This window comes from Parvibaculum sp. MBR-TMA-1.3b-4.2 (assembly GCF_053628815.1).
Genome location: NZ_JBRJHC010000001.1, coordinates 2,295,677 through 2,317,067 on the forward strand (window position 1 = coordinate 2,295,677; position 21,391 = coordinate 2,317,067).

Sequence of the window (21,391 nt, forward strand, 5' to 3'; positions counted from 1 at the left end):
CCGCCTCACTCCCCCTTCTTCGCCGTGAGACGGCGGCGCGCCTCGTCCAGCAATAGCTGGGCGGGGAGGGGGCGTGTCTTCGCAGGCCGCGTGACGAGATAGACCGGGTAGCTTGGCAGCGGGCGGTAGGACAGCAGCGGCCATAGCTCGCGGCGTCTGACCTCGTCCTCCACGATGCAGGTCGGCAGGAAGCCGATGGCTGCGCCTGTGAGGATCAGGCGTTTCAACTCGCCCAGATCCTCCGAGCCGCCGCGCGCATTTTTACCGAGGCCGAACTGGCGGCGGAAATTCATCAGCTCCACCGGCTCGTCGCGGCCCGTCAGGAAGAAATGCTCGTCGGCCAACGCGCGCGGATTGTCGAAGCTCTGGCCGAACAGCGCGTGGTTCGCGCTGCAATAGAGCTGCTGCGTTTCGCTGAAGAGCGGCTCATAGGCGAGTACGGAATCGAGGATCTGCACATAGGCAATGCCCGCATCCGCCTCGCCCGTACGGACCGCATCGAGAATGCTCTGCCAGGGTGCGAGGTCGATCGAGACTTCCAGCAGCGGGTGGCGGCGCGCCATGGCGGCGAGGATCTGGTCGAACTCGCGGTCGCGGATGCTCGACATGATCGCGATGCGCAGATGACCGCGCACGCTGCCCGCGGCCTGTGTCAGCAGGTCGGGCGCCTGGCGCATCAGCTCCACCATCTCAGACGAGATGTCGAAAATGATCCGGCCCTCCGGCGTCAGCGAAAACCCGCCGGGGCCTCGCTCGCATAGCTGAACGCCGAGCTGGTCTTCAAGGCGGGAGAGGGCCTGGCTGGTGGCGGGCTGCTGGCGGCCCAGCGCGCGGGCGGCGGCACTCACACCGCCATGCTGGACGATTTCGTGAAAGAGCCGCATCAGGTTCCAGTCCAGGCGGCGCCAAAGCAGGTCGTGAGGGGTCATGGGGCTCTTCATCGCGGCATATCCCGTTCCCCGACCCTAGCACAAGAACGCCCCTCCCGCGGGCTCCGTGCTCGTCAAACGGAGGGCCGCGAGAGGGGCGACTGCTGCCCCCCGGCAATGTTTCGCGTCAGTCGGCGGTGTAGCCGGAGGCGACGAGTTCCTGCATCGGCTTCAACGAGACGCCGCCCTCGAAGGGAGGCTTCTTGTCGATCAGGCCGAACTTCACCCACCAGTCGGCAGTGAGGTCGAAATGGTCTTTGATCTGACCATGGGTCTGGCCGAGATTGGCCATGGTCGGGTCGCCGTCGATGACGCCCATGAACTGGCCGGCATCCTTCAGGCCATAGACCACGATGCCGCCCTTAAGCGGCTTGCCGTCCGCGCCGATGATCGCTTCCACGTCGGCAACGGTGTAGCCCAATGCCTTGGCGATGATCTTGTTCGACTCCGTCGGATGCTCGCGCCAGTACTTCACGCCGGCGAAATAGGCCTTCATGGCGAGCGCGGCAGCGCCGTTCTTTTGCTCGATGAAGCCTTCGCGCATATACATCGCGTCGCCCAGCAGGCTCGTCTTCGACCAATAGGGCGTGGCGGAGTTCGCCATCACCTTGGCGCCCGGCAGGTTCTCCAGCACGTTCCGGCCATAGGGCTCCCAGAACTCGCCGCCGGCAACCTGGCCGCTCAGCATGGCGGCCATGGCGCTGTCCATGACGAGGTTGACGAATTTCACGTCCTTGATGGAGACGCCGTTGTTTTCAAGCCAGATGCCCATATAGATCTGGGTGAGACCGCCTTCGAGCACGGCGACGCTCTTGCCCTTCAGGTCGGCGGCAGATTTGATCTCGGGGCGGACGATGATCTTGTCCGTACCCCAGGAGGGGTTGGTGTTGGCGACGAGGCGCACCGGGTTGCCCTCGGCGGAGGCCAGCGGCGCATATTCCGCCGTGCTGGATGCAACATCGAGTTTGCCCGCCGACATCAGCGCGAAGCTCTGATAGGGGTCCTCGATGATCTGAATGTCGAGATTGACCTCGGGAACGAGGTTCTTTTCCTTGGCGACATACCAGAAGGCATAGCCCGGCCAGGAAAAGAGCGACACGCGCGCCGTGACGGGTTCGGCGGCGCGGGCGATGCCGGAGGCGGCGAAGACCGCCAGCAGGGCGACGGTCATACCCAGCCGAAAAGCTCGGCCCGGCATATAGCCCCTGATCGAGTAAGTCATAATCATACTCCTTGCTCGGCGGGTACTCGTCCGCCGCTCAGTTGCGTTCCCGCTCGAAGCGTTCATAGGGGAACAGGATGTTTCCGGCGAAGCGGAAGAGAAGATCGAAGATGACGCCCAGCACGCCGATGGTCAGGATGCCTGCCATGACGTCGTCGACGCGCACGAAGCGCTGGGCGCGCATCATCATCGCGCCGATGCCGTCTGTGGCGGCGACGATTTCGGCGATGACGAGATAGGTCCAGCTCACCGCCAGCATCTGGCGCAATCCATCCCAGACGCGGGGCAGCGAGGCGGGCGCAATAATCCGTAGAAAGACGAGAGGTGTGTTGGCGCCGAGCGTGCGGGCGGACTCCACGAGTTCGCGGGGCACGCTGCGCACATGGTCTGCGATGATGGTGATGAGGAACCAGATTACGCCGAGGAAGAGAAGCGCGATCTTCTGTTCGTCGCCCGGGCCGAACCACATCAGGAGAAGCGGGACGAAGGCGGGCGCGGGCAGATAGCGGAAGGCGGAAACGACCGGCGAAAAGAATGCGGAGACCGCGGCCAGCGTGCCGATGAGCAGCCCCAGCGGATAGGCGATCGCGGTGGCGACCAGAAAACTCAGAGCGATGCGGTAGATGCTCACCATCACATCGTCGGCGAAGCCGTGCGCCAGCAAGTCGATGAGTGCGCTGCCGACCTGAAGGGGGGGAGGCAGAAGCCGGGGCGACGTCAGCCCCAGTACGGATGTCAGTTGCCAGCAGAGCAGAAAGGCGCCTGCGCCCAGAACGCCAAGCACAAATCTGCGCCGGCGGGAGATCGTCCCGTAGATCTCGAACAAGCTCCTTTTCGGCATCGGGGAAGACCTGCGTCGGGGCTGGACGGATGTTTCGAGGACCGGTTCTGCTGTCATGTACCCCTCACACGGGCTTCGCGCCCGAAGGAGGAAAGACCGAGGCTTCCTTCCGGCATGTCGATCTCGCCGCGGGCGAGACGTTCCTTCAGATAGGTGAAAGTCTGAACGGTCTGTGCATGGAGATGCTCGCCCGCGATGACGGGCGGATAGGCCGCCGGACGCTCAGCTGAGACAAAGGCGGGAAGCGGTTCCACCTTCGTCCAGTAGTCGCAGGAAAAGAAGAGCGGGAAGGAATAGCGTTCCTCCTGCACCTTGCGCACGCGATGCGAGGTGGCGGTGAAGACGCCGTTCGACCAGACTTCCAGCATGTCGCCGATATTGACGACGAACGCTCCTTCGACGGGCGGGGCGTCGATCCACTCGCCCTTGCCGTTCATCACTTCCAGTCCCGGTGCGGTCGGCAGCAGCAGGGTGAAAACCTCATAATCGGTATGCGCGCCTATGCCCTGAACATCGGGAGCGGGATCGTAAGGATAGTGAATGAGGCGAAGCTGCGATGGCGGCTTGGCGAAATATTCGTCGAGTGCCGTCGGCTCGAGCCCCAGCGCTTCGGCAAAACCGTGCAGCAGGCGATGGCCGAGCGCGAAGATTGCGTCGTAATAGGCGGAAACGGCATCGTGGAATTCGGGCATGTCTTCCGGCCATTGATTGGGGCCGAGAAGCGGATTGCCGCTTACATAATCCGGGTCGTCCGCAGGCAGGTCGATAGAAAGGTCGAAGGCTTCCTTCTTGTCCTTGCTGCCGCCATAGAAGACTTCCTCGCCTTCCGGCACATAGCCGCGATGATTTCGCGAGTTGCCGATATAGACCTTCATCTTTTCGTCCTGCGGGCGCGCGAAGAAGGCTTCGGTGGCGGCGCGCAGGCGGGCAATGGTTTCCGCAGGGATGCCGTGGCCGCTCACATAGAGGAAGCCGACTTGCGATGCCGCCTTGCGGATATCCTCGACCGTTTTGGCATGGCGCGCGGCGTCGGTATCGCCAAGACCGGAAATGTCGACGAGTGGAATTTCCCGGAAGGCCATCATGGCGCCACCTCGTTGCGGACAGGCATTCGCTCGAAGGTGACGACGCTGCTCTCGCCGAATTTGCAGCCCGCCAGGCCGGGCGCGCTCGCAATGGTGCGGGCGATCTCGGGCCAGACGAAAGGCTGACCGGGATGGAGGGTTTCGGAGAGTGCCTCCGCGACGGCCCACCCCTTGGCCGTTGCCCGCAGGAGCGCGAAACAAGGGGAGGCGCCGCTCCTTGGCCGACAGGCGTAGAACCCGAAGTCGGCGATGCGAATGAGATAGCCGTCCAGGCATTCGCGGTCGTCGTGGAAGCGCAGCGCGTAATCCTCAGGGGAAGGCGTTGCTGCGCACTGCCAGTGCTCGAGATAGGGGCGGCGCACGCCGTCTTCGCGCAATATGCCGCCCTCCCATTTGAGGGTGCCCTCATCGGGGTCGGCGTCGGCGGGAATGCCCTGGGCGATTTCCGGGCTCCAGCGGAAGATGCCGTCGCGCTCGCTCAGGGACCCGGCAAAGGCGGACGTGCCGTTTGCCGCGCGGTCGGCCGTCAGGCGGATATCGCCGCAGATCGAGCCGAGCTGGAGCCAGTAGACGGTGCTGGTGTCATCGCGGCTGCCGTCGGCTTCGACGAGCAGCGTCCGCTTCCAGACGCCGGCGAGGCTTTCCAGCGTTACCGGAGAGACGGAAGTCGTTTCCGCAAGCGGCGATGGGTCGAGGGTCTGCATCATGCCTTGAGTCATAGACCCGGGCAGTAATGTGTAAAAAAGACATTATTTGCATGAAAAGCATTGACGAGAACGATGATGTGGCGAAATCACCAGGATTTCCGAGGCTTTTGAGCCCCAGCCACGGTCGTCTCACCGCGAATACTGCTTTTTGATGCGTTTGGCGAGGCTCCAGCGATGCACTTCGCTGGGGCCGTCATAGATGCGGAAGGCACGGATTTCGCGGAAGGCCTGTTCGACGACCGTGTCGCGGGTGACGCCCGTGCCGCCCATTACCTGCACGCAACGATCAGCGACGCGCCAGAGCGCTTCGGAGACGGCGACTTTGGCCATGGAGCTTTCTTCCGTGCCTTGCGCGCCTGTGTCGAGGACGCCCGCGCACCAGTCGATCATCAGTTCGGCCTGTTTGAGGTCGATCTTGTTATCGGCGAGCTGATAGCCGACGCCCTCATGATCGATGATCGGCTTGCCGAAAGCGTGGCGCTTGCACGCATAGTCGGCGGCGATGTCATGGGCGCGGTTCGCCGTACCCCACCAGCGCATGCAATGGGTGAGGCGGGCGGGCGCAAGCCGCACCTGCGCATATTTGAAGCCCTGATGCGCCTCGCCGAGGATCTGGTCGGAGGTGAGGCGCACATTGTCGAGCGCCACCACGGCATGGCCGCCGGGCATGGAGCTGTCCAGCGTGTCGAGAATGCGTTCGATGCGGATGCCCGGCGTCTTCATGTCGGCAAGGAACAGTGTCGCGCCTTCATCCGTTTTCGCCATGATGATGGCCGCCGTTGCGCCCTCGCCGCCGGTGATGAACGATTTGCGCCCGTTCACCACCCAGTGATTGCCGTCCTGCTTCGCGACCGTCTTCATCATGGACGGATCGGAGCCGGCCCCGCCATCGGGTTCGGTCATCAGGAAGGCGGAGCGCGTTTCGCCGGCGGCGAGCGGGCGCAGATAGCGTTCCTTCTGTTCGGTGGAGGCGACCTTTTCCAGCAGGTGCATATTGCCTTCGTCGGGCGCCATGCAATTGAGCGCGATGGGGCCGAGCGGCGAATAGCCGGCAGCACGGAAGACGAGCGCGATTTCGGAATGGGTGAGGCCGAGACCGCCCCATTCCTCGCCGACATGCGGTGCGATCAGGCCCGCCGCGCGGGCCTTCGCCTTCAGCTCATTGGCGAGATCGTCGGTCGGGCCATGCCCGCCATTGCGCGGATCCTTCTCGAAGGGGATCACTTCTTCGCGAATGAATGTCTCCACAGCGGCGACCAGTGCGCGTGCCCGTTCCGTCATTTTCAGGTCCTCAGGTTTCATTGCTTGCCCGACCGGTTAGACCGAAGCGACGGGGGCGGCAAGCGTTAAGTCGGCGCGGGGTAACGGCGTCCCGCGCAAGCATTTGATGACGCTGCGTCTGGGTCCTTCGCCATATTGCCGCCCTATCGACCCGAGCACTCGCAGGTATGGCGGCGACGGACGGATTGATGGTGCTCATCGGGTTCGTCCTGTCGGCAGGCTCCGCAGTCGGCGCGGTCTGGTATATCCTGCCGCATCTCAGACTTCGTGTAAGTCTCCCTTAAGTTTGGGTTCCTATGCTTGGCCGGACCGAGCGACAGATCCGGGAATGTCCATGTCCACAGCGCCCGCGCAGCAGGAAATCGAGGAGGCGGCGGTCTCCGCGCCCGCTCTTTTCGACCTGGAGCGGATGCGCAACTATCCGCGCATCGTCCTGGGGATCTTTCTCCTGTCCGCGATCCTGCTGGTGGTCACCTCGCATGACGGGCTCGATCTGAAGGACCGCCCGCTGGGGTATGACTTCATCACTTTCTGGGGCGCGTCGGAGCTGACGCTCGACGGACGGCCCGAGGCTGCTTTCGATATGGATCAGGCGCATGAAGCGCAGCAGAAGGCGGTCCCGGCCACGCAGGCCGCCTATCTGTGGCACTATCCGCCGACCTTCCAGCTTCTCGTCGCGCCCTTGGCCCTGCTGCCTTATGCGCTTTCCTTCTTCGTTTTCACCGCGCTGGGTTTCGGCGCCTATCTCTATGCCTGCCGCCCATTGCTCAACCAGCCGACCCCCTACTGGTTGCTGGCGGCTTTTCCGGCGACGCTGCTCTGCCTTTATCACGGGCAGAACTCGCTCTATTCGGCCGCGCTATTCGCGGGCGCGGCGCTGGCGAGCGAAAGGCGCGCGCGGGGTGCCCTCTGGGCGGGCCTCTTTATCGGGCTTCTGGCCTTCAAGCCGCAATTCGGTCTGCTCATTCCATTCGCTCTCATTGCCGCCGGGCAGTGGCGTATCTTTTTTGCCGCCGCTGTGGCGACGCTCGGCTTTTGCGGGCTGGCCACCGCGATCTTCGGTTTCGGCCTCTGGCAGGTCTTTTTCGGCAATCTGGAATTGGTCCGGACGATTTTCGAGGACGGGTTGCTGCCCTGGGCGAAGATGCCGAGCGCATGGGTCTTTTTCCGCTATCTGGGGGTGGGCGCGGATACGGCCTATGCCCTGCAGGCACTGGCGGCGCTGGGCGCCGCGACGGTTGTCGTCATCGTCTGGCGGCGCATCGGCATGACAAGAGCCAGCTGGGCGGTGCTCGTATCGGCGAGCCTGCTCGTGCCGCCCTATCTCTTCGATTACGAGATGGCGCTGCTGGCGGTACCGCTGGCGATTATCGCGAGCGACATGGCGGTGAACGGGGCCTCGCGAGGCGAAAAGCTGTGGCTGCTGGCGCTGGTGCTGATCCCGCCGCTGACCAGCTTTCTTGCCAACGCGACCCATCTGCAACTTGGATTTCCGCTGCTGCTGGCCGCGCTCTGGCTCGCCGTGCGGCGAAGCCTGCGCGAAACGGCCTGATCCCGGGTTTTGCATTTTTTCACGCCGGGCCTTATGAGGATGGCCGATCCATCGCACCTACCTGCCGAGGCCACGCCCCGATGATTTCCGATACCGATGCCTGCCCCTGCCGTTCCGGCAAGATTTTCGGCGAATGCTGCGGTCCTTTCCTTTCCGGCGCGGCGCTGCCGCCGACGGCCGAGGCGCTGATGCGCTCGCGCTATACGGCCTTTGCCACGCATAATGCCGATTATCTGGAAGAGACCCTGCTGCCCGGCACGCGGGAGGATTTCGACCGCGAGGCCGCGCTGGAATGGGCGAAGTCCAGCCTCTGGACAGGGCTTGAGGTGCGCTATGCGGAAGCCGGCAGCGAGCAGGATGAGGATGGCGTCGTCGAATTCGTAGCGCATTTCCAGGCGGACAATCAGGACCGCGTCCATCACGAGACGGCGACCTTCCGCAAGCAGGACGGGCGCTGGTGGTATGTGGACGGCATCATGGGCGCGCGTCCGCGCAAGGTCGAAAAGATCGGCCGCAACGATCCCTGCTCCTGCGGGTCGGGCAAAAAATACAAGAAGTGCTGCGGGCAGGCGGCCTAGGCGGGCCCGTCCGACGTTACGGCCGAATAACTTTTCCCTGTCCTCCTTTCATGCTCCAATTACGAAAAAATTGGGCCGCTCCCGGTAAAGGCGAGCGGAACGGGAGGATAATTTGGTCGATTTTGCGAAGGAAGCGGGCCCTGCCGTAGAAGCGGGCGCGCAAGGGGCGGAGTCTTTTTCAGCAGGCGCCGATCATGACGGGCATCCGCTCTCCGCGACGGGCGACAGGGCGGCGGACAAGAAGGGCCAGGTGAGCTGGGCCGTCTTCGAATGGGCCCGCAATCCCTACGTCCTCCTCATCACCATCTACATTTTCTCCCCCTATTTCACCAATGTGGTGGTGGGCGACCCGGTAAAGGGTCAGGCCATATGGGGCAATATCAACTCCATTGCCGGGTTCGTTATCGCCTGCCTGGCACCGGTTCTCGGTGCGATCGCGGATTCGGGCGGACGGCGCAAGCCCTGGCTTGCCGTCTTTGTCGGGATCATGGCCCCGGCCACTTTCGCGCTCTGGTGGGCGATGCCCGGGCCGGAAGGTCTGTCCATTTCGACGATTGCGGCGCTGATCGTGATCGTCTCGGTGGCTTTTGCCTTTTCGGAAGTCTTCCACAATTCCATGCTGCCGTCGGTCGCGCCGAACGAGCGGATCGGGTTTCTTTCAGGTCTGGGGCTGGCGCTGGGCAATGCGGGCGGGCTGCTGATCCTCTGCTTCATGCTCTATGCCTTCATGCTGCCGGGCCGGGTGAGTTGGGGGTTCATCCCCGACCATGCGCTGTTCGGTATCGATGTCAGCACATTTCAGAACAGCCGTATTGCCGGTCCGATTGCAGGTTTGTGGCTCTTCTTCTTCACGTTGCCGCTGATGTTCTTCACACCCGACAGGCCGCGCGAGGCGCGCCCGGGTCTGGTGGACAGTATCCGGCAGGGCGGCACGCGCGTTATCAAGACGGTGCGTCAGCTCAAGCATTACCGCAATGTGGCGACCTATCTCATCGCCCGGATGTTCTACAATGACGGGCAGACGGCCATTCTCATTTTCGGCGGTGTCTATGCGGCGGGCATCTTTCACTGGGATGCGCTGACGCTGACGATCTACGGCATCGTGCTGTCGATCTTCGCGGTCGGCGGCGGGTTCTTCGGCGGCTGGCTCGACGACACGTTCGGGTCGAAGGCTGCGATCCTCATTTCCATCGGCGGCACGTCTCTGGGTCTGCTGCTTGCCGTTTCCATTACGCCGACGGAGCTCTTCTTTTTCTTTCCCTGGGATCCCAATGCACCGAAAGTCTGGGACCTGCCTTTCTTCGCCACTGTTCCCGAACTTCTCTATGTGATGGTGGTCGTTCTGATCGCGATTTTCATTACCGCGGCCTATGCCAATAGCCGGACCATGCTGGCGCGACTTGCCCCTGCAACGAAAATGTCGGAGTTTTTCGGTCTCTATGCGCTATCGGGCACGGCGACGGCCTTTCTCGGGCCGGCGGTTGTGGGGTTCACAACGTCCTTCTTCCAGAGCCAGCGGGTCGGCTTTGCCTCCGTTCTGCTGCTTCTCGGTGTCGGACTGGGGCTCGTTCTCTTCGTGAAGGAAGAACGGGCGGAGGCAGCAGAGTAGTGAGTGAGATCATCGAGGGGGCCGTGCCCCAATGGCAGCCGCCGCACGACACCGGCGGCAAGGAACCGGCCTCCAACTGGGCGCAAGGCGCCTGGGTTCTCTATGAATGGGCGAACCAGACATATTTCTCGCTCATCACGATCTTTCTCTTTCCGCCCTTCTTCACCAATGTGCTTGCTGCCAACCCGGTCGAGGGGCAGGCCTATTGGGGATATGTGCAGGCGATTGCCGGCGTCACCATCGCACTTATGAGCCCGCTTCTTGGCGCAATGGCGGATGCGGCCGGACCGCGCAAACCCTGGATCGTTGCGTCCATGCTGATGTGCGCGACGGGCTGTTTCGGCCTCTGGTTCGCGATACCGGGCGAGCCGCTTTTCCATGTCATGGTGTCGCTCATCGTCGCGGCGGTGGGGATGGAATTCGCCATCATCTTTGCCAATGCCATGCTGCCCACCATCGCATCCGATCGTCGCATCGGTCTTTTGTCGGGTATCGGCATCGGCATGGGTCAGCTTGCGGCGATTTTTGCGCTTATTCTTGTGCTGATCTTTTTCCAGTTGCCGGGCGAGGTGAGCGCATCCTTCATTCCGGCCGAACCGCTTTTCGGATTGTCCAAGGCCGCGCATGAGACGGACCGCATCGTCGGGCCGATCTCGGGCGCATGGTTCGTCATCTTCATGCTGCCGCTCCTCTTCATGGTGCCCGATCAGGTGACCAAGGGTCTTGGGCGGCGCGAGGCGGCGAAGGCTGGGCTCATACGGCTTTGGGAGACGCTCAAATCGGTACGCCATTTCCGCAATGTCGGTCTTTATCTGCTGGCGCGCATGCTGTTCTACGACGGTATGACGGCGATCTTCGTGTTCGGCGGTATTCTGGCTGCGTCCATTTTCCAATGGGGCGCGATGCAGATGGCGATCTACGGTGTCTGGGTCACGCTCTTCGCGGCGCTGGGCGGATTCGTTGGCGGCTGGGTCGACCTCAAGATCGGGTCGAAGCGCACGCTGGTCTGGGCGATCATCGGCGTGGTGGTGTTCTTCGCCGTCATCCTGTCCTTCGACAGGGACCGGATTTTCTATTTCATCACCGTGCCGGTGCCTGAGGATGCGGCGGCCTTCTCCACATTGCCGCAGCAGCTCTTCCTGGTGATGATCGCGCTCTTCGGGCTGATGGTGGGGCCGGTCATTGCGTCGAGCCGCACCATGATGGCGCGCATCTCGCCCAAGGAGATGATGACGGAGTTTTTCGGTCTCTTCGCGCTATGCGGGAAGGCGACGGCATGGATCGCCCCGCTTTTCATCGGCATTGTGACGGAACTGACGCAGAACCAGCGCTTTGGTCTGATGGTCGCGATCCCGCTGATCCTGACCGGCCTCGTGCTGCTGCTCTTCGTGAAGGAAGAACGCGCCAGCGCCGTCGTGCATTGACGTGAGGTTCAACTGCAAAGTCGTCATTCCGGGCTTGACCCGGAATCCATAACCATCTCTCCATGGACCCCGGATCAAGTCCGGGGTGACGGGTTATGAGCGATTTGAGCCTTTAGCCCAGCGTGACCGCTGTGCCCGAGGCGATGCAGATCAACATGGAGCCGGACTGGCCGACGACCTCATAGTCCAGATCGACGCCGATGATCGCGTCGGCGCCCAGCCGGGCGGCATCTTCCATCATGTCGCGCATGGCTTCGTCGCGGGCCGATTTCAGCACCTTCTCATAGGAGCCCGAGCGGCCGCCGACGAAATCGCGGATGGAGGCAAAGACATCGCGAAATACATTCGCGCCGATCACGGCTTCGCCCGAGACGAGTCCCTTATAGTCGGTGACATTGCGGCCTTCGACGGTCGGTGTGGTGGTGACGATCATGGGCTTCTCCTCCTTCAAAGCAAAATCCCCCGAGCATCGCCCGGGGGATCTGAGACTGTAAGGCTACTTCGTCTTTTTAATGACGGAAGTGCCGCATGCCGGCGACGACCATCGCGAGGCCTTTTTCGTCAGCCGCGGCGATGACTTCCTCGTCGCGCATGGAGCCGCCGGGCTGGATGACTGCCGTGGCGCCGGCTTCGGCCGCCGATAGAAGGCCGTCGGCGAAGGGGAAGAAGGCGTCGGAGGCGACGACCGATCCGATGGTGGCGGGCTTGCTCTCGCCTGCGGCTTGCGCTGCGTCTTCCGCTTTGCGGGCTGCGATGCGGGCTGAATCCACGCGGCTCATCTGGCCCGCGCCGATGCCGACGGTGGCGCCGTTCTTCACATAGATGATGGCGTTCGATTTCACATGCTTGCAAACCTTGAAGGCGAAGCGCATGTCGGCAAGTTCCTGATCCGAGGGCGCGCGCTTGGTCACGACCTTGAGGTCGAGATCGTCGACGCAGCCATTGTCGCGGGACTGGACCAGCATGCCGCCCGATACGGATTTGTAGAAAAGGCCGGGCGAGCGCGGGTCCGGCAGGCCGCCAGTAGTCAGCAGACGGAGGTTTTTCTTCGCCGCGATGATGCGCCGGGCGTCCTCATCCGCGTCCGGCGCGATAATGACTTCGGTGAAGATCTTCGCAATCTCTTCGGCCGTTTCCCCGGTGAGCGGCATGTTGGAGGCGACGATGCCGCCAAATGCGGAAACCGGGTCGCAGGCAAACGCCTTTTTATAGGCCTCGGTGAGCGAGGCTCCCGTAGCGACGCCGCAAGGGTTGGCGTGCTTGATGATGGCGATGGCGGGCGCTACGGCCGGGTCGAACTCGCCGACCAGCTCGAAGGCGGCGTCGGTGTCGTTGATGTTGTTGTAGGACAATTCCTTGCCCTGAAGCTGGGTCGCGGTGGCCACGCCCGGACGCCGGTCGCCCGACACATAGAACGCCGCATTCTGATGCGGGTTTTCGCCATAGCGCAGTGTCTGCTTCAGCTCGCCGCCGAAGGCGCGCCATTCCGGCGCGTCGTTCTCGAGTTCCTTTGCGAACCAGTTGGAGATCGCCGCGTCATAGGCCGCCGTGCGCGCATAGGCCTTGTGGGCAAGGCGCTTGCGGGTGGCGAGCGTGGTACCGCCTTTTTCCTTCAGCTCGTCGACGATCGCGCCATAGTCCGACGCTTCCACGATGACGGAGACATAGGCGTGGTTCTTCGCCGCGGCGCGGATCATGGCCGGTCCGCCGATGTCGATATTCTCCACGCATTCCCCATAGCCCGCGCCCTTCGCAACGGTTGCCTCGAAGGGATAGAGATTGACGCAGAGAAGGTCGATGCCGGCGATGCCGTGTTTCTCCATGGCCTGCGTATGTTCGGCGTCGTCGCGCACGGCGAGGAGCCCGCCATGCACCATGGGATGCAGCGTCTTGACCCGGCCATCCATCATTTCCGGGAAGTCCGTGACCTCGGCAACGTCGCGCACCGGCAGCGCCGCATCCTTGATCGCCTTGGCCGTGCCGCCGGTGGAAATCAGTTCCACGCCCGCCTCGTGAAGGGCGGTGGCGAATTCGATGAGCCCCGTCTTGTCGGAAACGGACAGCAGGGCGCGGCGCACGCGCTGGATATCGGCGGCGTCGGGGGCGGGCTTGGTGGAGACCATGGGACATGCCTCGGCAATATGTGACGGGATGCGGGGGCGATAGCACGAAACCCGGGCGGTTCCAAGCTGGGTGGACGGGCGGGGGCCACAAGTGGTCCCAACCGATTGTGCCGGATTGGCCCTTAGAGGGGACCGAAGGCGGCCCTATCTCTTTGAGTGATCGATAGAACCACCCGAGAAGAGGTCAGAGATGAGCGAAACTGCCACGCCTGAAGAGGTCGCCGCTTCTCTGCAGGCACATCCATTGCCCTTTGCCAATTTGCTGGGGCTCGAGCTCGTTTCCGCCGGGCCGGACAAGGTCGTGGCCCGGCTCAAGGTCGAAAAACGCCACTGCACCCTCCCCGACATCCTGCATGGCGGGGCCATCATGACGCTGGCCGATACGGCGGGGGCGGTGGCGACGGTCCTGAACCTGCCGAAGGGGGCGACAACGACCACGGTGGAGAGCAAGACGAATTTTCTTGCGTCTGTACCTGTGGGTGATGTCGCGACCGCCACCTGCGAACCCTTTCACAAGGGCGGCAAGCTGATGGTCTGGCAGACAAAGGTCACGCGAGGCGATGGGCGGCTTTGTGCAGTCGTCACGCAGAGCCAGATGGTTCTCCAGCCGAAGGCGGGCTGAAGCTCAGCCCTCCTCCGGTTCTTCGTCAGGCATGGCGAGTTCAGGCAGCTCCGGCATGGCGGCGGTCTCGTTTTCCTTGCCCGCATTGCGGGTGGAAAGCCGTCGCCAGGCCCAGTTCACCTTGGCTTCTCCCCGGAAAACCTCGCCGGAAACGACGATCTGCTCGGCGCGGCGCGTGGTGTCTCCCGAGCCCAGATAGACGCTTTCCTCGATGTCGATGGCGCAGTCGCCCTGGCCCGATCGGGCGCGGAACTGCCAGCCATCGCCATTGGGCAGCAGCACCAGCACGTTGGAGCGGTCATGGGCGAGCGAGACGCGCGCATCCGGATGGATGTGGAAACGGACCGCATAGGGCGGGTCTTCCGGCGGCTTGCGCCAGAAGCGGGGGGGGCTCCAGGGCCATTTGCGGACGGGACGGCCGAGTGGTTCCAGCAGGTCTTCGCCGCGCAAATCTTCGCCCGAGCCGGAAAGATAGAGGCGGCGGCGATGGATGAGGCCGAAATCGGCGGCATAGCCGTCATGGGCGGCCTCGAGCCAGATGCCGGCCTCGTTTTCATTGCGGCGATTTTCGACACGCGTCGGGCCTTCCATGATGCGCGCGCCCAGGAGGCGGCGCGAGAGGCGGCCCCGCAGCATGCGGGCCGACGAGGTGTCGGCCAGCACCAGCGTGGAATGGGCCGCCGTCGCGCGGCTTGCCGCCTCCCAGTCGGGACCGAGGATACGGGTTGCGCCGCAATTCACGATCATGCGGGCGCGGCCCGCGCTCATTTCGAGCGACAGGCAGCCTGCATGGGCGTCATGGCTGAAGGGGCCTGGCGGCGGGTGGCCCGTATCGACCACGATATTGGCGGGCCCCGCTGCCAGCCGCTGATAGCCGGAATGGGGCGCGAAACCGAAAGGCCGTCCTTTGGTATCGTCACGGTCGAGGGCTGCGTCGATCGCGCCTTCCGGGCCTTCGTTGGAGCCGTTGAAAAGGGCGAGCCTGCCGTCGCCTTGCCGGAAGAAGCGCAGCATGGGCGTCATGCGGTCAATGGCGTCGCGGATCGGCTTGGGGACATTCATATGCCGTTCGCGCAGGCTGTCGCGCAGCATGAGAAGGTCGAGCAGGATGGAAAGCTGGGCGGAGGGGTTGCGGCTGACATGACCGCCATCCGGCAGGATCTGCCGGTCGAGTTCGCGGCAAAGAAGCCGCAGACCCTTGTCCAGCCGGCGATGGCCTTCCGACAGGCAGAGGCCGGAAAAGGCGAGGCCCATGGCGGCGGTAATGCGGGGTGCTCCCTCCGGGGCGCGATGGGCAGTACGGGCCAGGTGGCGGGCCTGCCGTGCCATGTTGCGCAGCAAGGTCGAGCGATAGACGAGTTCCGAACCGTCTATGATGAGCGGACCGTTGGAGGCGAGCGAGATGAGGCGCCGTCCGATGACATGGGGCCGCCACGCGACCGGGTGCCAGCGGCCTTCGACCTCGATCCATTCCGACATCAGTTTGCGGGCATATTCCCGGGCGGACGATCCGTTGTTCTGCACATTGGCGGCCGAGAAATGCCTGAGCCATGCAAAGCCGTGAAGCTCTTCCGCCCATGTCAGGCTGGGCGGATCGGCGGCGAATGGCGAGGAAGCGCCCGGCGCGCGGACTTGTCCGCCGGGCAGGAACCAGCGGCCCTGGAACATGGCGTCGGCGCGCGAGGCGCGACCGGGGCGCAGCTCCCTAGGGTAGTGGAGCATGTGATCGGGCATGGGCCCGCGCAGCGTCTGGCCGTAGATCCATGTGCCGTAGAAGCGATCCATGGCGGCGGTGCGGATACGGCCGGCTGCCGCAAGCGCAAGGTCGATCAGCCGGTTCCCCGAGACCGGGCCGCCTTTTGCCGATGCCTTTTTCGCGCTCTCACCGGCCATCGTCCGTGACCGCCTCCCTGAAATGTCCCGAGTAACGCATCGAACAACGTCCCGAATGACATCCCTGCCAGAGCCCTTTTAAGGGGGCGCTCAACCCTTGCCGCGCAGGGCCGCGATATTGTCCGCATAGGCGGCAGGGCCGCCCTTGAAGGTCGCGGTCCCTGCGACCAGTACATTCGCACCCGCCGCGATCGCGCGGGGGGCCGTCTCGAAATTGATGCCGCCATCGACTTCCAGCTCGATATCGAGGCCCTCGGCATCGATCCGCTTGCGAATGGCTTCGATGCGGGCAAGCTGGCTTTCGATGAAACTCTGTCCGCCGAAGCCCGGATTGACCGACATGACGAGGACGAGGTCGAGATCGCCCAGCAGCGGCCAGAGCATCTCAAGCGGCGTGCCCGGGTTGAGCGACAGACCCGCCTTGCAGCCCGCCGCCTTGATGGACTGAATGGTGCGATGGGGGTGGAAGCCCGCTTCGGGATGAAAGGTGATGATGTCGGCGCCCGCTTCCGCGAATTCCGCGATATAGGGATCGACCGGCGAGATCATCAGGTGCACGTCGAAAGGCTTCGTCGAATGCGGCTTCAATGCTTTCACGACCGACGGGCCGATGGTGATGTTGGGTACGAAATGGCCATCCATCACATCGACATGCACATAGTCGCACCCCGCCTCGCATATGGCGCCTACTTCCTCGCCCAGACGGGCGAAATCGGAGGCGAGGATGGAAGGGGCGATCTTGATGGCGCTCATGTGATTCTCGGTGGCGGAAATACGGGAGACTTGCGGCAAAAAGCCTGATCTCCGTTCAGTAGCACCCGCCTTGAATCGGTGCAAGAAAGCCCGTCAGCTCCGGCACATGCCGGTTTGCGCCAGCGCCGCCTCCATCTCGTGCTCCACCCGATCGAGCGGTATCAGCTTATGATCGAGACCTCCGAATTCCTGTGCCCAGACGGACCTGAGGCCGGGAACGAGCGGGGCGTATTTCGCAGGGGTATGGCGGCCATAGAGCAGGACGAGGGGTTTGGCGGAGATGGCCAGCAAATGCCCGAGCCCGGAATCGTTTGCGATGGAGCCTGCCATGCGCCGGCCGAGGGCGGCGACCAGAAGGGGGCCGGGCTTTTTTCCCGGGGGCAGGGCTTGTTCCGGAAAAACAGCATCCGGGAATGCGGTCCTTAGCGGCTCCAGCAGGTCCGCCTCGCCGGGGCCGACCATGAAGACCGGAAGGAAGCCACGTTCCCTGAAATGCCCGGCAAGCGCGATGAACCGATCCAGCGGCCAGCGTTTGGCCGGATCGCCCGAGCCGGGGGCGATGCCGATATAGGGGGAGGCCTCTCCGTTTGTGCCGGAGCCCGGCAGCAGGGTGTCTGCCAGCGCGTCGAGTTCGGCGGGGATTTCGACGGGCGTGTCGTCGCGCCTGAAGTTTTCGCCCGCGGCCAGCTCGGCCAGCCGCAACAGATGTTCGACGAAGTGCCTCGGTTTGGTGCGGTCGTCGTCGGGGGGTTGGACGCTCGAAAGGCGATAGTCCATGGCAGCGGAAATGAAGCATTTCGGCTTGAGGCCACGCCTCACTACCAGCGATCGCCAGAAAAGCGTCTGTGTGTCGATCGCGATGTCATAGGGCGTGCCGGGGATGCGTGGCGGGAAGATGAGCTGCCGCTTGTGCTGCGACAGGTCCGTCATGATGTGTACCCGGTCGATGAAAGGTGCGACCAGAGGCGCGAGGACGCCTGCATAGACGCATTGATAGGCGGAGACCCAATGGATTTCCGCGTCGGGGAAGCTTGCCCGCAGGCTTCGGACAAAGGGAAGCTTGAAAAGCCCGTCGCCGAGCTGGTCATGCCCGGAAAAGACCGCGATGCGTTTGCTCGCCACATCGGATGATGCGGTCCCCCGAACTCTATCTACCATTTGTCCCCCATCGGCTGGAGAGGATAGATAGCAAATTGGGCCGATCTCTCCAAACGCGGGGCGCGGCGCCTTTTGCCGCGTCTTTTGCCGCAGTAGTGCCGACATTCCGGGCGAGGACCTTCAATCCGGGCTTCCGGCAGTACTCGACCTTGACGACCTCCAGCCCATAGGCCGTCAGAAGCGCGGTCAGCGAGGGCCTGTCGAAGAAGATGAGGTGATGCGGCGGGACGACCTGGTTCCAAAGCTCGAACTTGTGCGGGACGTGTCGGTGGCCGGCGTCGGGCGTTGTCAGATAAAGGATCGCGCCGGGGCTCATGCGGGCCGACATCGCGGCCAGATAGCCATGCGGGTCGGTCAGGTGTTCGATAACCTCGGCGCAATAGACGAAGTCGAAATTGCCCCATTCGTCCGGCAGTTCCGAAACGGGCCCGGCGTGGTAGCGCCCGTTCGGGAACATCTCTCTGGCCAGACGAATGCTTTCAGGGTCGATATCGTTGCCGAACGCCTCGAATCCCAGACGCGAGGCGGCCTCGACCGCCGTGCCGATGCTGCAGCCGAGGTCGAGAAAACGCCTGCCGGGCGCCAGGCGTCGGTAACGCCGGATGCGGCGTCTGGCCCGGGTGAGTTTGCGGGCGGTCTTGCCGATGTAGTGGGGGGTGGTTTCGTAGTTGCTGTAAAAGGCGGCGAGTTCCGCGACGCCGGGCATCGGATCGACATAGCGAATGCCACAGCCGGGGCAAAACAGAAGCTGGAACCCCGATTTGGTCCCGATGGGTGCTCCCTTGTCAGATCCGCAAACCGGGCAGAGCGGTGCGGCGGTCTCGACTTGCGGGACCGAAATAGTTTGTTCCATCCTGAAAGATTAGAGGGAAAAACATCTCGTGTATTTCATCAAATTCACGCTGAGAAATACGCGATCTATAAGTATTATTTTTATACTTATACTGTTTTTATCTATTGTCTTTTCAGTTAGACCGGATCAGCCGGGCCGCGTAGAAACCGTCCATGCCGCCCCTGTCGTCTAGATGGCAGGGCAGGCTGCGCATATCGCCTTCCGCCGTGACGAGGGCGCTCAGATCGCCGACTTCCGACGCACGGATGGGCAGGCGTGCAAAGCCGGGCCGCCCGGCCAGAAACGCGTCGATCTGGCGCGGGCCTTCTTCGGCTTCCAGCGAGCAGGTGCAATAGACGAGGATGCCGCCCGGTGCGAGAAGGCCGGAGGCATGGGCCAGAATGCGGGCCTGCAAGGCGGCGAGCTTGTCGCGGTCGCCCGGTGTTTTGAGGCGCAGCACATCGGGATGGCGGCGCGCGGTGCCAGTCGCCGAACAAGGGGCATCGAGGAGGATACGGGCCCATTGCCTTTTGGGCTGCCAGAGCGCGGCGTCGGCGGCGACCAGTTCGGCTGCAAGATTGACGCGGGTAAGGTTCTCGCTCACGCGTTCCAGACGGGCCCTGGAGCGGTCGAGCGCGGTGACCCGCGCGCCCATGGCGGCAAGTTCCACCGTTTTGCCGCCGGGCGCGGCGCAGAGGTCGAGCACTTCGGCACCTGCGATCTGGCCGAGCAGGCGCGCAGGGATGGCCGCCGCGGCGTCCTGCACCCACCAGGCGCCCTGATCGAAGCCCGGCAGCGTATCTACCCGTGCCGTCTCTCTCAGACGCAAGCTGCCTGTCGGCAGGATCTCCGCACCGAGTTCGTCCGCCCAGTACTGGCGTTCGTGATCGTGCTTTACCGAGAGATCGAGAGGCGGGTCGGCATAATGCGCTTCGGCGATGGCGCGTGCGGTAATCTCGCCATAGGCACGCGACCAGCTCTCGAAGAGCCAGTCCGGCGTGTCGAGATGCGCCATGTCGAGGCCGGTGAGCAGCGTGTCGCGTTCGCGGTCCGCGCGCCGGAGAATGGCGTTCACCAGCGCCTTGAAATGCTGGGCAACGCGGCTGGCGCTTGCGCTTTCCACGGCCATACCGACGGCGGCATGGGGTGCGACGCCCATGAAGAGAAGTTCGGCAAGTCCGATGCGCAGAATGTTGCGTACATGGCCGGCGCGCGCGGGCAGGGGCTTTTCAAGGAGGCCGTCCAGCACGTGGTCGATGCTGCCGAGGCGGCGCAGCGTGGTCGCGGCGATGGCGCGGGCAAAGGCACGGTCGCGCGCTTCGCAAGCGGCCAGCCTGCCGCTCGCCGCTTCTTCGGCGAAAGCTTCGTCGAGCGGGCGGCGCTTTTGCAGAACGGCGCGCAGCAAGGCGGCGGCTCCGGCGCGGGGTGCGAGGCCCTGCGGCGCTTTCTGTCGGGTCGGTGTGGACATGGCAGGGTTAGATCATAAGGGGAGAGCGAAAGGAAGCATGGAAGCGGCCCTTCCGCCTACGGATGGCTCACGCTGCGTTTTGGCGGCATTGCGGCGTCTTATCCCCAAGGGCGGCCGTTTGCCCGGTTGATGTCCTGAGCCAGTTTCTTGAGCGCGGCAACGCGGTTCGCGGTCGCCGGGTGAGTGGAGAAGAGGCTGTCGCGGCCTTCGCCCGAAAGCGGATTGATGATGAACATATGCGCCGTGGCGGGATTGGCTTCCGCGTAGTCGTTTCGTGACCTGTGGGCATAGTTCTCGATCTTCTCCAGCGCCGAGGCGAGCCACATGGGATGGCCGGAAATTTCGGCGCCTGCCTGGTCGGCGGAATATTCGCGGGTGCGGCTGATCGCCATCTGCACCAGCCCGGCGGCCATGGGCGCAAGGATCGCCAGCGCCAGCGAGCCGATGATGCCGCCAGCGTTTCGATTGCCGCCGAAGAAGAGCGCGAAATTGGCGAGCATGGAAACCGCGCCTGCGATGGTCGCGGTGATGGTCATGGTCAGCGTGTCGCGATTGCGGATATGCCCGATCTCATGGGCCATGACACCGGCGAGCTCTTCGGGCGTCAGCATTTCGATGAGGCCGCGCGTTGCCGCCACCGCTGCGTGGTCGGGATTGCGGCCCGTGGCGAAGGCGTTGGGCTGGGGCGTGTCGACGATATAGGTGGCGGGCATGGGAATGCCGGCATTCTCGGCCAGGCGGCGAACGAGGCGCACATATTCAGGCGCCGTGCGCTCATCCACGGGCTGCGCTTTGTACATGCGCAGCACCATCTTGTCGGAGTTCCAATAGGCAAAGAGGTTCATGCCCGCGGCCAGCATGAACGCGAAGGCCATACCGGCACCGCCGCCGATCAGATAGCCGAGGCCCATGAAAAGGGCTGTCATGGCGGCCAGCAGCATGCCGGTTCTGAGCGTATTCATCTGTTCGTCTATGGCTCCGTTGTTTGTCCGACGGGTTCCTGCGGCGCAGGGTGGCGCGCGAGAGAACCACGCTCTATATGTGGACAATCATCATGGGCTTCAAGCAGATCCGGAGCGGATATGAGCGCCGAAACTCCCCGTAACGCCGCCGAAGAGACGGAAAACGAGCCGAAAAAGGAGCCGTCCCCGGCTGCGCAGCGCGCGCTGGCGGAGGCCGAGGCGCGCCGCAAGGAAGCCGACCGGCTGGCGGCGGAAAATCCCGCCCCGAAAGAGGTCGACGGGCGTGGCGGCAAGGACCCGGCGCGCTATGGCGACTGGGAAGTGAAGGGGATCATCTCCGATTTCTAGATGG

20 protein-coding genes are annotated in these 21,391 nt (G+C 63.6%); 6 read left to right on the top strand and 14 right to left on the bottom strand.

The features are described from left to right. Positions 1 to 5: 5 nt before the first annotated feature. The 6 genes from ACSSVQ_RS10990 to ACSSVQ_RS11015 all read right to left on the bottom strand — a co-directional run bounded on the left by ACSSVQ_RS10990 (position 6) and on the right by ACSSVQ_RS11015 (position 6,065). Positions 6 to 929, bottom strand: coding sequence for a LysR family transcriptional regulator (locus tag ACSSVQ_RS10990; RefSeq protein ID WP_454183041.1), 924 nt, complete (start codon positions 927 to 929; stop codon positions 6 to 8). Positions 930 to 1,056: 127 nt separating this feature from the next. Next, on the bottom strand, positions 1,057 to 2,151 hold the full coding sequence (locus tag ACSSVQ_RS10995) for an ABC transporter substrate-binding protein (protein ID WP_293324739.1): 1,095 nt from the start codon (positions 2,149 to 2,151) through the stop codon (positions 1,057 to 1,059). Positions 2,152 to 2,188: 37 nt separating this feature from the next. Continuing rightward, complete coding sequence (locus tag ACSSVQ_RS11000; protein ID WP_454183043.1) at positions 2,189 to 2,992, bottom strand: ABC transporter permease; 804 nt, start codon at positions 2,990 to 2,992, stop codon at positions 2,189 to 2,191. A 53-nt stretch (positions 2,993 to 3,045) separates the two neighbouring features. Then, a complete protein-coding gene (locus tag ACSSVQ_RS11005) occupies positions 3,046 to 4,077 on the bottom strand; it encodes an isopenicillin N synthase family dioxygenase (RefSeq protein WP_454183045.1) in 1,032 nt (343 codons plus the stop codon). Continuing rightward, complete coding sequence (locus ACSSVQ_RS11010; RefSeq protein WP_454183047.1) at positions 4,074 to 4,784, bottom strand: hypothetical protein; 711 nt, start codon at positions 4,782 to 4,784, stop codon at positions 4,074 to 4,076. Before ACSSVQ_RS11010 ends, ACSSVQ_RS11005 begins: the two co-directional genes overlap by 4 nt. A gap of 129 nt (positions 4,785 to 4,913) precedes the next feature. After that, positions 4,914 to 6,065, bottom strand: a complete 1,152-nt coding sequence (locus ACSSVQ_RS11015) for an acyl-CoA dehydrogenase family protein (RefSeq protein ID WP_454183049.1) — start codon at positions 6,063 to 6,065, stop codon at positions 4,914 to 4,916. A gap of 334 nt (positions 6,066 to 6,399) precedes the next feature. Between ACSSVQ_RS11015 and ACSSVQ_RS11020 the strand changes: the two genes are divergently transcribed. The 4 genes from ACSSVQ_RS11020 to ACSSVQ_RS11035 all read left to right on the top strand — a co-directional run bounded on the left by ACSSVQ_RS11020 (position 6,400) and on the right by ACSSVQ_RS11035 (position 11,228). Continuing rightward, positions 6,400 to 7,617 carry a glycosyltransferase family 87 protein gene (locus ACSSVQ_RS11020; protein ID WP_454183051.1) on the top strand — a complete coding sequence of 406 codons (1,218 nt, stop codon included), beginning with the start codon at positions 6,400 to 6,402 and terminating at the stop codon, positions 7,615 to 7,617. Between the two features lie 80 nt (positions 7,618 to 7,697). Next, positions 7,698 to 8,195 (top strand): YchJ family protein, encoded by a 498-nt coding sequence (locus ACSSVQ_RS11025; RefSeq protein WP_293325702.1) that lies wholly within the window; start codon positions 7,698 to 7,700, stop codon positions 8,193 to 8,195. 112 nt (positions 8,196 to 8,307) lie between these two features. Continuing rightward, complete coding sequence (locus ACSSVQ_RS11030; protein WP_454183053.1) at positions 8,308 to 9,804, top strand: MFS transporter; 1,497 nt, start codon at positions 8,308 to 8,310, stop codon at positions 9,802 to 9,804. After that, complete coding sequence (locus tag ACSSVQ_RS11035) at positions 9,804 to 11,228, top strand: MFS transporter (RefSeq protein ID WP_454183055.1); 1,425 nt, start codon at positions 9,804 to 9,806, stop codon at positions 11,226 to 11,228. The genes ACSSVQ_RS11030 and ACSSVQ_RS11035 overlap by 1 nt, the downstream gene beginning before the upstream one ends. 112 nt (positions 11,229 to 11,340) lie before the next feature. Here ACSSVQ_RS11035 and ACSSVQ_RS11040 read toward each other — a convergent pair whose 3' ends face one another. Both ACSSVQ_RS11040 and purH read right to left on the bottom strand, forming a co-directional pair. After that, positions 11,341 to 11,661, bottom strand: a complete 321-nt coding sequence (locus ACSSVQ_RS11040; RefSeq protein ID WP_454183057.1) for a heavy metal-binding domain-containing protein — start codon at positions 11,659 to 11,661, stop codon at positions 11,341 to 11,343. Positions 11,662 to 11,737: 76 nt separating this feature from the next. Next, a complete protein-coding gene (gene purH / locus ACSSVQ_RS11045) occupies positions 11,738 to 13,351 on the bottom strand; it encodes a bifunctional phosphoribosylaminoimidazolecarboxamide formyltransferase/IMP cyclohydrolase (protein WP_454183059.1) in 1,614 nt (537 codons plus the stop codon). 190 nt (positions 13,352 to 13,541) lie between these two features. Here purH and ACSSVQ_RS11050 point away from each other — a divergent pair, with 190 nt between their 5' ends. Further along, entirely contained in the window at positions 13,542 to 13,973 is a 432-nt protein-coding gene (locus ACSSVQ_RS11050) for a PaaI family thioesterase (protein WP_454183061.1), read from the top strand. Positions 13,974 to 13,976: 3 nt separating this feature from the next. Here ACSSVQ_RS11050 and ACSSVQ_RS11055 read toward each other — a convergent pair whose 3' ends face one another. The 6 genes from ACSSVQ_RS11055 to htpX all read right to left on the bottom strand — a co-directional run bounded on the left by ACSSVQ_RS11055 (position 13,977) and on the right by htpX (position 21,039). Next, complete coding sequence (locus ACSSVQ_RS11055; RefSeq protein WP_454183063.1) at positions 13,977 to 15,866, bottom strand: heparinase II/III family protein; 1,890 nt, start codon at positions 15,864 to 15,866, stop codon at positions 13,977 to 13,979. A gap of 90 nt (positions 15,867 to 15,956) precedes the next feature. Then, positions 15,957 to 16,619: a ribulose-phosphate 3-epimerase gene (rpe, locus tag ACSSVQ_RS11060; RefSeq protein ID WP_454183065.1), complete on the bottom strand. Its 663-nt coding sequence runs from the start codon at positions 16,617 to 16,619 to the stop codon at positions 15,957 to 15,959. Positions 16,620 to 16,712: 93 nt separating this feature from the next. Beyond that, positions 16,713 to 17,741 carry a glycosyltransferase family 9 protein gene (locus ACSSVQ_RS11065; protein ID WP_454183067.1) on the bottom strand — a complete coding sequence of 343 codons (1,029 nt, stop codon included), beginning with the start codon at positions 17,739 to 17,741 and terminating at the stop codon, positions 16,713 to 16,715. A gap of 25 nt (positions 17,742 to 17,766) precedes the next feature. Next, positions 17,767 to 18,630, bottom strand: a complete 864-nt coding sequence (locus ACSSVQ_RS11070; RefSeq protein WP_454183068.1) for a class I SAM-dependent methyltransferase — start codon at positions 18,628 to 18,630, stop codon at positions 17,767 to 17,769. Positions 18,631 to 18,742: 112 nt separating this feature from the next. Continuing rightward, positions 18,743 to 20,077, bottom strand: coding sequence for an RsmB/NOP family class I SAM-dependent RNA methyltransferase (locus ACSSVQ_RS11075; protein WP_454183070.1), 1,335 nt, complete (start codon positions 20,075 to 20,077; stop codon positions 18,743 to 18,745). Positions 20,078 to 20,175: 98 nt separating this feature from the next. Further along, positions 20,176 to 21,039 carry a zinc metalloprotease HtpX gene (htpX, locus tag ACSSVQ_RS11080; protein ID WP_454183072.1) on the bottom strand — a complete coding sequence of 288 codons (864 nt, stop codon included), beginning with the start codon at positions 21,037 to 21,039 and terminating at the stop codon, positions 20,176 to 20,178. Positions 21,040 to 21,159: 120 nt separating this feature from the next. Between htpX and ACSSVQ_RS11085 the strand changes: the two genes are divergently transcribed. Then, complete coding sequence (locus ACSSVQ_RS11085) at positions 21,160 to 21,387, top strand: DUF1674 domain-containing protein (RefSeq protein WP_454183074.1); 228 nt, start codon at positions 21,160 to 21,162, stop codon at positions 21,385 to 21,387. The last annotated feature ends 4 nt before the right edge of the window (positions 21,388 to 21,391 follow it).